We start from the raw sequence: 11396 nt of genomic DNA on the forward strand, positions 1-11396 counted from the left end.
CAAACGATTTATCACTTAAAGATTCAATCAATGCAAATAATTTATCACTTAAAGGTTCAATCAACGCAAATAATTTATCGCTTAAAGGTTCAATCAATGCAAATGATTTATCGCTTAAAGGTTCAATCAATGCAAATGATATATCACTTAGAGGTACAATCGATGTTCCAACTCAAATGTTGACAATTCAAACTGGAAATGGTATGCAGTTGCAATTCACTAAAAAGAACGATGATTTAGTAATTGTTAGACTCTTTGGTAGTGTATCAACTACAAAAGCTGGCATTAAAATGTCTGGACCATGGGTAGATAAAGAATTTCGTCCAGCTGTTGTTCAAAGTATTGTTGGTCATTTTGCTGGACATGAGACTTCTTTCCATATTGACATAGACACAAACGGTAGTATTACTTGGTGGGGACCAGATATTGGTAAAACACCTATTGCAACACGTGGTAACGGAAGTTACTTCATTAAATAACAAAATAGAAAGCGAAACAAAATGGTAACTAGAATGATTTTAATAACTATCTTAATTTTAGCGATTCTTTTCGCTACATGGGTAAAAGATAGAGAAGCAATGAACCCACCTTTCAAACGTAGACTTGTGATTGACTTAACGGTTATTTTATCCCTGTGGGTTTTATATGCGGTCTTCTTCTTTACACAAACTCCCTCAACTTCTGATATTGCCAAAACTGTGATTGACGTAGGTTTATTGTACTTTGTAGGGCAATTTATTTATTTGGTCGCAAAAATCAGTCCTATGTTCGACGGTTTGGTTAAACTTATGAAAAAGAACGGTGTAAGTGTTCCAGAAGTAGAAGAAGAACAAACGGAGGATAAAAAAGAATGAATATAACTAATGCTGGTGTACGTGGTTATAACCCTACTGGGGTTGTAATTCACAATGACGCTGGTTCGAATGGTGCTAACGCTGGCTTCTACAACAACTGGTTACCTAATCATAACCCTGAAAATGGCTTTGCTCATGTCTACATTGCTTCTGACGGAAGATTACAAGCTTCTGATTTCTCTAATATGGCATGGCATTGTGCCAACTCGTACGGTAATGCTAACTATGCAAGCTGGGAAGTATGCCAATCAGAGGGCGATTTAAACCAGTTCTTGAGAAATGAGCAAGCGGTACTAGATGACGTGGCTAAGTACATGAAACAATGGGGGTTAACTCCTAATCGTGATACTGTTAAACTACATCAAGAACTTTCAGCAACTTCATGCCCTAGACGTTCAGTAGAAGTACACGGAGGCACGTTAGAGAGTTGTCGCTCATACTTTATCACAGAACTAAACAAGCGCCTTACAGGACAAACTAGTGGCACAGTCGCAGTAAACAATACACAAACAAATACAGAATTAGAGGACGACGATTTAATGAAATTTACATATACAAATGGCGATAAAACAACTTACTACTTTAATGGCGAAAAAGTTATCGCTCTATCACACCCAGACCAATTGGCAATTGTTCGTAAAACTTATAAAGAAACAACTGGCAAAGACCTTAAAAACTTCGATTGGAAAGGTTCGCCTATTGATATTCGTTTCATGCAAGCTAACGGAATCGACAAACCAATCATTGCTAAAAAATAATACGAAAAAGGCCCTCACTTAATTGTGGGGCTTTCTTTGTTCGGTATCATTTCATCTTTTTCACTAACATGTTGACTTCCTCTATTATTAGATCGTTAAGTTTCCTCATCGTGTTCTCTTGCGATTCTGTCAACTTAGGCTTGTTTTTCAGCTTCAACTCTTCGTTGATTTTTTTCACTAATTCGTTGTTCTTCAAGTGATTTCTCCTTAGCTTGCCTTATATGCTCATATTTTGCTTTCTCTTGCGTTTTAAGCTCTTGTTCATATAATTGTGCCACAATATCATTAAAGCCCTTATCTGCCCTTTTATGAGCCTTTTGAATCAATACGATACTTCTAGTTGTGTCGTCTGTTAAAATAAAGATAATTGCTCTCCTTTTTGCGCATCAATTGCTTACCTGATTGATAGCTTCAATAATATTATTGCCGACATTTATTAGAATTTCATCACTTACAATTACATTCTTTCTTGAAAATAGTTCGTTCTCAATCTTCATAAAGTGCATTGCTTTAGCTAAAAATTGAGCAGATGATTCATAATATAATGTTTCTAGCTCATCATCTGAAAGCTGTGTTAAATCATCATTAGCAAAAGTTGTAAGTTTTCGCTTAATCTCTTTGCCATTGTCGTCTTCCTCTACGTAAAAACGTTTCATCTATTCATACCTCTAATTTCAAATTTTTCAATAATATACCTTTTAGAGCCAAGCTCAAGGCTCACTAGATAATTATTAAAAGGGTCATTCTTGTTCAAGTCATTAGCGATCTTTCTAGCTGTTGACCGTGGATATTTTGAACTATTAATCTTCCTTGTGTACTTGTGTAATATTATCTCATTGCCTCCCTTTGCATTTTACGCTTCAATCGTTGCTTATATAGATATTCTTTGCTTGGTTCTAAACTAGACAATATCTCATCTAGTAAGTCAAACGCTTCTCCGTTATCTCCTACGCTATCAATTTTTTTAAGTGTAAGCTCGTGCATTTCATCATCATTTAAAAACATAGTAAGATAAGGGAATGCTACGGTATTTGGCAAGCTCAAGCGTGATTTAGTTATTCTTAGGTTAGGATATTTACCTGTTTCAGATTTAACTTTTAACTCAAATTGATTCATTGCGATACCTTGTTCCTCTAGTACGCTAGTAATTCTTTCATATAATTCTTCATTTGTCATTTTATTTATCTACTTTCTTAACCATTAGTTGCTCATAACCTGAACTTGTTCCGTTCATTACAATTGTTTGAATATCTCCCACACGTTCAAAACCTTTATTTTCTAAAGCACTAATTTGTTTACCTAAACCTTTCAAACTAAAAGCTACAGCTCTCTTATATTTATCTTTAGGCTTCTTGTTAAATAATTTAATCATCTTAATTCTCCTTAATTTTTTATATATACTATTATATTAAACTTCTTTTAAATTGTCAAGCGATAACTTCAGTAATTTCAGTTATTTTTTTAACTAAACAATTAGAAGCTATATCAGATTTTTCTACAAAATACTTAAAATCAAACGCTTCTCTCTTTGTATAATATTTTTTATTTTTAACGTTGTAAAAACCTGTTATATCTTTTTCTAACCATTCTACTTTATAATATGTAAATTCATTATTCATTATCCAATTACTCCTGTCTTAATATTTAGTCTTTGCTGACTTGATAAGTGATATGAATTGCACCACTTGCAGTAATAAGCTCTTACTGGTATCTTATCAGCTTTCTTTTTATTATGCTGTGCATTTGCTATTGAATATAAAGCACCCATTTTTGTGTATTTGCGTTTCTTACACATAATCTAACCACTCCTTAATCGTAAATAATTCAAAGCCATTTAGTTTGCTTTGTTTTTCAATTTCTACTTGATTTCTATCTAGGTCTATCAGCAGTTCAATTACAGGTCTACCATTATCAAGCCACCTGATGACTGTATTAGTTTTAAGACCAAAATACTTAGCACATTGAGCCTTACAGCTGAAGTGTAGTTCTTCTTCCGTTGTAGGGTTATAAGCTACGACCTTTATAGCTTTTTGTGTTGCCATTGTTTAATCCCCTTTCTATAAAACAATATTATCAAATTACTTTATATTTGTCAAGAATTAACTTTAGACCTCTTCAATAAATTCCAAGTATCTTTCATCAATCGCTTTTATCTCTTCTTTCGTGAACTCTGATTTAAAGTTATTTCTTTCTTCTTTAAACCCTAGGAAGAGAAACTTATTCCCTAGCTCGTTTTTAAAAGAGTTTAAATATCCTTTTTTGTTGTTCATCAATTTAACATTGTATTTTTCATTTGTATCTCCTTAATTTCTATAAGACTATAATATCAAAAAAAGTTCACACTGTCAAGCATAAACTTTATTTTCAATTATTCTTCGCCTTTCCATTGTTTGAAATCATCAGCTATATCTTGTGCAAAGCTCATAATGTCGTCAGCAGTGTATTCTGTAAGCTTATTCTCGTTACTTAAGTTAGCAAGTTCTCCTGCATAGTCTAAAGCCTTGTTACGGTCTTTGTCGTAGCTTTCACCCTCTTTCTTGCCAGCTCTCACTAGATACTTTAATACCTGCATTGTATACCAGCCTGCAAGCTCTTCATAGTTAAAATGATGTTTAAAGTATTCGTTAAGTTCCATACCGTATTCATTGGCATAGTGCTTATTTGTACCATAATTCATTAGATGTTACCCCCAATCCATGCAATAAGCAACGTCGCAAGCATACCTATCCAAGTGATAGCGATAAGTGTAAAGCCGACACCTGCAACCATCATTAAAGTTTTTACTGTATCTTTCATTTTGTTCTCCTCTATTTATAACTCTATTCTATCAAATTGCTTTTACTTTATCAAATATTAACTGTTTTTAACCATAAATAATTTCTCATTTTCTTTTTTGCTTCTTCCACTTTGGAGAGTGCTGCGCGCTTTGTCAAAAGAATATACAGCTTCAAAGCGTTCATCTGAAATTGAATAACTTGAAATTATCACGATGTTATTTTTAGCCATTACAAATGCCCAGTCATAAAATTCTTGACTATCGAATTGATTAATATAACCTTTTTGGTGACTTTCTTCATAAGGTGGGTCAAGATATAGAATAGCTCCAGAAACATCACTAAAAGCGTGATAACTTTTGCTTGTAGCTTTTATTTTATTTAATTTTTGAAGTTGTTGAATTCGTTGAAGTTGTTCAAGTCGTTCAAGTTGTTGAAGTCGTTGAATTTGTTGAAATTGTTTGTACTTTTCAATCGATCTCTTATATGTTTTGGTCTGTTTATAACCACTAAAAACGTCATGCTTTTCAATTATTTCTTTAGCTAGATTATATTTTAAATCTGAAATTTCTTTAGAATATAAATAATCTCTCTTTTTATTACCGAAAGAGTTAATCAGCAACTTCAAAAAGTCATCTGTTGTCTTGTTTTCTTTCTCCTTAATCTCGGTAAACTCTGTACGTGAAACAATAAGGCTTTTAATCCACTCACGGTCTTGAGAGATAACTCGTTCAAAAGCGTTGGTTATATCCTTGTCTAAGTCGTTATAATATACTTCTAAGCCATTTAAAATACATTCGGATGTAATTGCTCCGCCTCCTCCGAAGATGTCGTATATCGGCTTGTCTGTGCCAAAGTTCTGTTTGATAATCTCAACTATTTTCTTGCTTATCTTTTTCTTGCTTCCTTGGTATGGTAATCCAATAGGTTTACCTTTTCTGATTTTCTTCTCGTCTAAACTAAGCATTATTTATTGTCTTTCTAGTTTGGTAAAATTTATTCCAGTTTTCTATAAGTTCCAGCAACTTAGGTTCATCATATTCGGTAAATAGTTCAACCTGTGATGTAAACCAGCAGTGTAGACAGCGATCGCAACTATAACAGATGTTCACGTATCCTCTACAATCTTTGCAAACTCCTAAACCATTACTCATTGGTATATCGAAGCAGTGGCAATATCTTTTGTCATTAAAGTATTTTTGTTTCATTGTTACCTTTCTAGTTTATTCTATACCTTATTATAAGCTATTTCTTTTTATTTATCAAGCGATAAGTCCCATAGACTACTAATAAAATAATTGTTATTATAAATAGCGGTGGAATGAATACAGTTATCGCAAACCAAACAATAGATATTAAAGTATAGATCATGATTTTTAGTATTAATTTACCAGCAGGAGTTTCTTGAAAGGTTATATCCTCATCTAATGATGAATCATCTTCTTTCGAATTGCCGTAAAATATTTTGTCTTCATTTACTTCGTACTTGTTACCGCAATAATCACATTTACCATTAGTGAAACTTGAAGACCCACAGGTTACGCATTGTATTAAAATCATTTTATTACCTCCTTTCTTTAACTATATGTATTATTATATCAAAAAAGCTCTAAGCTGTCAAGCCTAAAGTTTTTATTCTTAATATTATTGTTCTTTCAATTTATTCTTGAACCAAATGATTCGTTCTTTGAACCAAGCGTCAACTCCTTCAGGACGTAGCCATTTACCTTGTTTAACTCCATTCTTTTCCATGAACTCAATCACTTTAGTTGGAGTTTCTGGTTCGTCCCACATATTATATTTTGCTGAATGGTATTTACTAAACATTTCAAGCGTTTCGATGTAGCTATCTTTCAGAAGTTCCGTGTCAAGCAATTTTTGGGCTTTCTCAGCACGTTTAGCAAGTCGTTCGTTAACTTGTTCCAGTTGTTCCTTTTGTCGCTGTAAGCTCAAATTATGGTTAATATAAGCAATTTGCTGTGCATGTCGTCCAAGTTTGCCTTGTGTATTAAGCTCGATCAGTTTAGCCATTCCCTCGCCAAGAATTTCATCAGCCACAAAGTTATGTTTATATTTTTTATTTGTGTTGCGTACATAGTTGTCAAGCGTTTGTTTAATTTTAAGTTTTTTGTGTAGCTCTCTTAATGTTGTCAATTTAATACTCCCTCATATATTTTACCAAACTTTAAAGCGTTAATTTTAACTAACTGCTTCAATTCTGATATAAATTGCTGTTCTCCGTCAAAGTCAAATGGCATTGATACGTTTTCCTTGATCCAAGCGAAAGCTCCGTCAAAGTCTTGTCTTAATAAGCTCATTTTATCCACGATGTCGATAATTTGCTCTCTCTCTTCTTCTGTGTACATGTAACCACCTTTCTAGAAAGGAAGTTCTGATTCATCAACTTCAACAGGTTCAGAACCACCAAATAAGTCTTGTTTAGCTTGTGATTGACTACTATTATCATTAGTGATAAATACTTTTTCAACCGTAGGGAAAACAAAGTTATAATTTACGTATTCTCCTGATTCCTTGGCTTGTACACGACCGCTGACCGTTACTGTGTCACCTAATTGAATGAAATCAGGCAAGAAAGCCGAACCGTACGCAACTTTTACGTTAGATCCCTTTTCTTTTTCAAATAATGGGACTGAAATAATTTTCTTATCGCCTTTTGCTGTACTTACTGTACGTGTATTTTTTTCATTCGCTTGTGCTGTTACTGTGATGATTGCCATTTAATTATTCCCCTTTTTCTGTTTCTTGCTGTGCTAACCAAATCTTCATGATGTCGGTAATTTCTTTTTTAGTCTTATTTTTCAAGCTGTCAATATTTTGGTATCCTAGTTGTTCAGCTCGTTTTATAAGTGGCTGAATCTCTCTAAGTCGTTGTTTTTCTGCTTCAAGCTCTTTTTGTTCTTCTGTTAGAACTGGTAAATCTTCATTTGCATAAATATATAGCCCTAAACCATGACGAGCAATTGCCTTAACTAGTCCACGCTGAATGGCTTTATTTACGTCCATAGAAGTCAGTTTTTCAACTGGGATAGATTGGTTACGATAGTCCATTACAGGCAAGTATTCAATGTGCTCCAAGCCCTCAATAGTCATACCAACCTTAACCCATGCTGTGCGACCGTCTGTGTGATAATTTAACCCTTGTTCATTTTCATAAACTTTACTGTTAGCTTCAGGATATACTTTTTTAACTTCAGACCATGCATATGCCCAACTAAGATAATCTAAATTATTCTTTTTGCTTTTCTTATCATTTACATTAATAACGCTTAGTTCTTCAAATACACTCATTCGATAACCTCTTCTCTCCAACCTTGGCTTTTAAGCTCTGAGGCTTTTGTCAAATCAGATTCACTAGATAAATAAAACTCCGAAGCATACTTTTTTGACAAAGTGTGAAAAGCATGCCCAAAGTAAAGTTTACCTTTCTCGCTTGCATGATTTGCTTCATTAAATTCTAAATACATTACTGACACTTTTTCCTTTGCTGTATCTGAATCTTTCTCTTTTTTAAGTTTTTCAGTAACTTTTTTCACAACTTCTTCTAGCTGTTTTTCATCAAATTTAATATTAATTGTTTCCATTTACTCCTCTTTCTACAATGAAGACGTCGCCTTGTCTTGTAATTTCAATATTATATTTAAGCATAGGCAGGATCCAACCTTTACCCCAATAGCTCCATAATTCGCTTATCAAGCCATATAAGCACTCGTTAGGCTCTGCCCTATACTTTGTTTCGTTCATTTCCTCAAGCTCTTTAGATAGCTTTCTGACACCTCTAGCGTAATGTTTACTAGCTTTTTCTTCTGCCCTTAAACTTTTGTAGTTGCTTTTCATATATGAACTTTCTAATATCGTCTTTCTGCTGTTTTTCCTCTTTATCAGACCAACTAACTTTTTGGCCTTTTCGCTTGCCACTTTGATAAACTCGTCTGTTATCATCAGGAAAGCCATTTTTTTCAAAGTACATTCTAGCATATTCAAAGTAATTTAAGCTGTTGATGTACTGCTGACTATCCTTTTTGTGATAATTAAGAGTTATCAATCGTCTTTCAGCTAGTGATTCAAAAGATGTTATCATACTTCTTCTTCAACGAAACCTAAAGCTAACAAAGCTTTATATTCCTCGCTCCCCTCTTTAACTTCAAGAGCATCTTGCTCGAATTTTGTTAATTGTTTAGACTGTCCAGCATAATATAATGCAGTTCCTCCGCTACTATCAGAAAAGTTATAAAACTTAAATTTAGGTTCAATAACTTCATAACCGTTAATGACAGCTTCAACCATTTTCAATTGCTCGTAACACTCAAAAGCACTACTTGGACATTTATCGCCGCCTATCCAATTGTATCCATAACCAAAACGAGTGATGTGACAAAGCGCTCGTTTTTTGTTTATTTCATCTTCAAGGTTTCCAAAAGTTTCAAGATAATCAGCTTGTTTTTGCGTTAATTTGACTACCATTTGTTAGTTCTCCTTTATTTCTATATATACTATTATACCAAAATTAATTATCGTTGTCAAATATTAGATGATATTTTTTTATTTATTTCTACTTTTAATTGTAATGCCCTAATCAATGCACGCTTAGAATAATCATTTTCGCAAGCTGCATGCAATTTTTTCGACTGTCTGACTAGAAATTCAGCACGTCCAAGCCATACTTTGAAAAGTTCGTCATTATGCCATTCTGCTTTTACCATTTCATCTAATGCACGATATAACCAACCGTACACTTCAGCGTGTAAAATAATAGCTTTGTTCTTGTAGTCGTTCATTGAGTTCATTTTTTGCTCTCTCTATTAATTTAAAGTCATCACTGTATAAAACAGGTTTTGAATATTGTTCATTCATGTTAAACCTTGAATAATAGTCATAGAAGTATTCATTTACTTTTTCATGGTAATAAACAACGTATTTTTTATCACTCATTTTCTGTTACTTTTCCTTTCTCTTTAGCTAAGTCTAAGAAAGCCTGTGCCGATTCTTTCGTCGTTTCGATTGGAGTTTCAGCCTTTACTTTTTCCACTAGTTCGCTATCTGGTTCTTTTTTTGATTTATTGACGCAAGTGAATACTGAATCAACGTATGAAAAGTTTAAATCATCGTCAAACTGATATCCACGCGCTTTGACTGATAACTTAGAGAAGTCGTTATGCTTGCCACGTTTAGGGCTTAACATTAACATAAATTCTGCCCATGCTGTTAGAGTAGAACCACCCAAGGCGTCACTAGGCTTTACCATATATGCTTTATCGTCCATTGAGTTTGCATAAGCTGATTTGTTTGCATGAGCTACTAACAAGAAAGTAACGTCTTGGAAAAGTAACTTTAAGCGTGTAATTCTCCTAAGCATTGGTTCAAAGTCTTTACCGTAGATAATGTCTCCATTTCTTAGCATTGTCATTAAATTATCCAAGATCACGAATTTTATATCATTTTCTTTAATGTATTCATATAATAAGTTCATGTGGTGCGAATCATCAAGCATAAACTCTCCACCTGTCAAAAAATGTAAGTCTTCTGGTGCATTATCTTTATTTCTAAGCCTTTTGTTTAACTCTCTGTCAGTATCTTCATTGTCTATGTATAGTGTCTTGCTTCGCTTTGTATCATAACCAAAAAAAGGTAACCCTTGCGATACCATTAAAGCCATGTGCATTGCTAGAGAGCTTTTAAATGACTTAAATGGAGCTACAAGTATTCCAGCTTGTGAACTTGGCATTAACGTATCAATAAGCCAGTCATCTTTTAAATTTATTAAGTCTTCACGCTCTTTTAAGTGCTTGGCTGTCTGTACTTTTTCAAATATATTGGTCACTTTTTAATTCTCCCCTTTTGGTTTATAGTTTTCAATACATATATTCCGTGTAATGTATTTTCTTGGCTAGTACACCATTCTAGGTTATTTAAATCGTTATTTTGCTTGTTTCCGTCAATATGGTTTACTATTTTTTTATTTTCTGGGTTAGGAATAAAAGCGAATGCTAATAATCTATGTTTTTTCACTTTCAAAGTTCTATTATCAAAACTTGCTGAAAATTGATAATAACCGTCTTTATCTTTGCTCTCTTTTTTTTGTTTACCGTTTTTAGAAAATAGTTTTCCGTCTTTTGTTAATGTGTATCTTTCTAACACTTTTTTATATAATTCATCATTAAACTTCATTTCTTTCTCCTTTAGTATATAATAACAAAAAAGACTTGAAAAGTCAAGCCTTAAACCTATTAAGCTCCTTAGCTGTACTTACTTTATCAAATAAATTCAACTTTCATGCCTCTCAATTTATAACCTTTTTTAATCCTACGACTAATGCCACCTGGTTTTTTCTCAATTTAGTCACTAGTTACCTCCATTGGCTCTGATTCTACGCAATAAACTTTGAACGGCTTTTCTTCTTTTGCTCCATTTCCGAAAAATAGCTCCCATTGATAATTTAATAAAACACAAGTCTTAATAGCTTCGTGTTTTTTTGTATAAAGAGATAATCGTTTTCCGCTATAATTTTTAGCCACTGTGTCTTTATCAGTTGTTAGTGCCACATAGTAAATTTTCATTTATTTCTCCTTTTCTTATATCATGATATCAAATTATTTTATATTTGTCAATACTTAATTCCATTTTTTTCTTTTATGAATTTGTTTATACTATCTTGATTTAATCGTTTAGATATTATTTGAACCAAGATAAATCAATTTCATTAGCTAAATCAGCAATTTCTTTCAAGGCTTCTTCGTCTGTCATGCTTTTTAAATCACATTCTTTAAGTTTGCGTTCGATTTCATTAGCTGTTACAATCGCTTCTTCTAATGATTGAGTTCTAATAATATTTTTAGAAACTTGTTCTTGTTTAAGACGAAGTTTTTCTATTTCATCCGTTGTTTTGGGTTGTTCGTTATTTAATTTTTCTCTTATAGCGTCATCTTTTTTGCCATAAGTTTTTCTATAAATGATTTTTTCATATTCATCAGATGCCATTTTATTTGTTTTTG

At 33.0% G+C, this 11396-nt stretch carries 24 protein-coding genes; 3 read left to right on the top strand and 21 right to left on the bottom strand.

Features of this window, described 5'->3' with window-relative positions:
* The 3 genes from L981_RS34130 to L981_RS34140 form a co-directional block, all read left to right on the top strand.
* Nucleotides 1–479, top strand: a 479-nt coding sequence (locus L981_RS34130; protein ID WP_197067214.1) for a hypothetical protein, incomplete at its 5' end; no start/stop codon positions are given.
* Between the two features lie 21 nt (nt 480–500).
* Nucleotides 501–854: a hypothetical protein gene (locus tag L981_RS34135; protein ID WP_036853160.1), complete on the top strand. Its 354-nt coding sequence runs from the start codon at nt 501–503 to the stop codon at nt 852–854.
* Nucleotides 851–1612 carry an N-acetylmuramoyl-L-alanine amidase gene (locus L981_RS34140; protein ID WP_036853161.1) on the top strand — a complete coding sequence of 254 codons (762 nt, stop codon included), beginning with the start codon at nt 851–853 and terminating at the stop codon, nt 1610–1612. The genes L981_RS34135 and L981_RS34140 overlap by 4 nt, the downstream gene beginning before the upstream one ends.
* A gap of 134 nt (nt 1613–1746) precedes the next feature.
* On the opposite strand, the gene L981_RS34145 is transcribed toward L981_RS34140, so the two are convergent.
* The 21 genes from L981_RS34145 to L981_RS34230 form a co-directional block, all read right to left on the bottom strand.
* Nucleotides 1747–1938, bottom strand: a complete 192-nt coding sequence (locus tag L981_RS34145; RefSeq protein ID WP_036853162.1) for a hypothetical protein — start codon at nt 1936–1938, stop codon at nt 1747–1749.
* Between the two features lie 60 nt (nt 1939–1998).
* Entirely contained in the window at nt 1999–2268 is a 270-nt protein-coding gene (locus L981_RS34150) for a hypothetical protein (protein WP_036853163.1), read from the bottom strand.
* A 172-nt stretch (nt 2269–2440) separates the two neighbouring features.
* Complete coding sequence (locus L981_RS34160) at nt 2441–2788, bottom strand: hypothetical protein (protein WP_036853164.1); 348 nt, start codon at nt 2786–2788, stop codon at nt 2441–2443.
* A 1-nt stretch (nt 2789) separates the two neighbouring features.
* On the bottom strand, nt 2790–2984 hold the full coding sequence (locus L981_RS34850) for a hypothetical protein (RefSeq protein WP_036853165.1): 195 nt from the start codon (nt 2982–2984) through the stop codon (nt 2790–2792).
* A 55-nt stretch (nt 2985–3039) separates the two neighbouring features.
* On the bottom strand, nt 3040–3231 hold the full coding sequence (locus L981_RS34855; protein WP_068505922.1) for a hypothetical protein: 192 nt from the start codon (nt 3229–3231) through the stop codon (nt 3040–3042).
* A 168-nt stretch (nt 3232–3399) separates the two neighbouring features.
* Nucleotides 3400–3654 carry a hypothetical protein gene (locus L981_RS34165; RefSeq protein ID WP_036851135.1) on the bottom strand — a complete coding sequence of 85 codons (255 nt, stop codon included), beginning with the start codon at nt 3652–3654 and terminating at the stop codon, nt 3400–3402.
* Nucleotides 3655–3980: 326 nt separating this feature from the next.
* Nucleotides 3981–4289 (bottom strand): DUF3310 domain-containing protein, encoded by a 309-nt coding sequence (locus L981_RS31425; protein ID WP_036851133.1) that lies wholly within the window; start codon nt 4287–4289, stop codon nt 3981–3983.
* A 176-nt stretch (nt 4290–4465) separates the two neighbouring features.
* Nucleotides 4466–5353 (bottom strand): DNA adenine methylase, encoded by an 888-nt coding sequence (locus tag L981_RS34170; protein ID WP_036851131.1) that lies wholly within the window; start codon nt 5351–5353, stop codon nt 4466–4468.
* 278 nt (nt 5354–5631) lie between these two features.
* Nucleotides 5632–5946, bottom strand: a complete 315-nt coding sequence (locus tag L981_RS34180) for a hypothetical protein (protein ID WP_036851127.1) — start codon at nt 5944–5946, stop codon at nt 5632–5634.
* A gap of 84 nt (nt 5947–6030) precedes the next feature.
* Complete coding sequence (locus L981_RS34185; protein ID WP_036851125.1) at nt 6031–6540, bottom strand: hypothetical protein; 510 nt, start codon at nt 6538–6540, stop codon at nt 6031–6033.
* Complete coding sequence (locus L981_RS31445; RefSeq protein ID WP_036851123.1) at nt 6537–6752, bottom strand: hypothetical protein; 216 nt, start codon at nt 6750–6752, stop codon at nt 6537–6539. Before L981_RS31445 ends, L981_RS34185 begins: the two co-directional genes overlap by 4 nt.
* A gap of 12 nt (nt 6753–6764) precedes the next feature.
* Entirely contained in the window at nt 6765–7124 is a 360-nt protein-coding gene (locus L981_RS34190; protein ID WP_036851122.1) for a single-stranded DNA-binding protein, read from the bottom strand.
* Nucleotides 7125–7128: 4 nt separating this feature from the next.
* The gene (locus tag L981_RS34195) at nt 7129–7695 is read right to left on the bottom strand and encodes a DUF1071 domain-containing protein (RefSeq protein ID WP_036851120.1); all 567 of its coding nucleotides are present in this window, start codon (nt 7693–7695) and stop codon (nt 7129–7131) included.
* A complete protein-coding gene (locus L981_RS34200; protein ID WP_036851118.1) occupies nt 7692–7988 on the bottom strand; it encodes a hypothetical protein in 297 nt (98 codons plus the stop codon). The genes L981_RS34195 and L981_RS34200 overlap by 4 nt, the downstream gene beginning before the upstream one ends.
* On the bottom strand, nt 7975–8367 hold the full coding sequence (locus tag L981_RS31465; RefSeq protein ID WP_197067215.1) for a hypothetical protein: 393 nt from the start codon (nt 8365–8367) through the stop codon (nt 7975–7977). Before L981_RS31465 ends, L981_RS34200 begins: the two co-directional genes overlap by 14 nt.
* Before the next feature lie 114 nt (nt 8368–8481).
* Nucleotides 8482–8868 (bottom strand): hypothetical protein, encoded by a 387-nt coding sequence (locus L981_RS34205; protein ID WP_036851114.1) that lies wholly within the window; start codon nt 8866–8868, stop codon nt 8482–8484.
* A gap of 56 nt (nt 8869–8924) precedes the next feature.
* Nucleotides 8925–9182 (bottom strand): hypothetical protein, encoded by a 258-nt coding sequence (locus tag L981_RS34210; RefSeq protein WP_197064473.1) that lies wholly within the window; start codon nt 9180–9182, stop codon nt 8925–8927.
* 146 nt (nt 9183–9328) lie between these two features.
* Nucleotides 9329–10225, bottom strand: coding sequence for an AAA family ATPase (locus L981_RS34220; protein WP_036851106.1), 897 nt, complete (start codon nt 10223–10225; stop codon nt 9329–9331).
* Nucleotides 10222–10572, bottom strand: coding sequence for an HNH endonuclease signature motif containing protein (locus tag L981_RS34225; protein WP_046091362.1), 351 nt, complete (start codon nt 10570–10572; stop codon nt 10222–10224). Before L981_RS34225 ends, L981_RS34220 begins: the two co-directional genes overlap by 4 nt.
* 167 nt (nt 10573–10739) lie before the next feature.
* Nucleotides 10740–10961 carry a hypothetical protein gene (locus L981_RS34860; RefSeq protein ID WP_036851104.1) on the bottom strand — a complete coding sequence of 74 codons (222 nt, stop codon included), beginning with the start codon at nt 10959–10961 and terminating at the stop codon, nt 10740–10742.
* A 115-nt stretch (nt 10962–11076) separates the two neighbouring features.
* Nucleotides 11077–11396 (bottom strand): hypothetical protein (locus L981_RS34230; RefSeq protein WP_043626200.1); only part of this gene is annotated, 320 nt, incomplete at its 5' end.

The sequence above is a fragment of the Ensifer sp. ZNC0028 genome (assembly GCF_000799055.1).
GTDB lineage: Bacteria > Pseudomonadota > Alphaproteobacteria > Rhizobiales > Rhizobiaceae > Ensifer.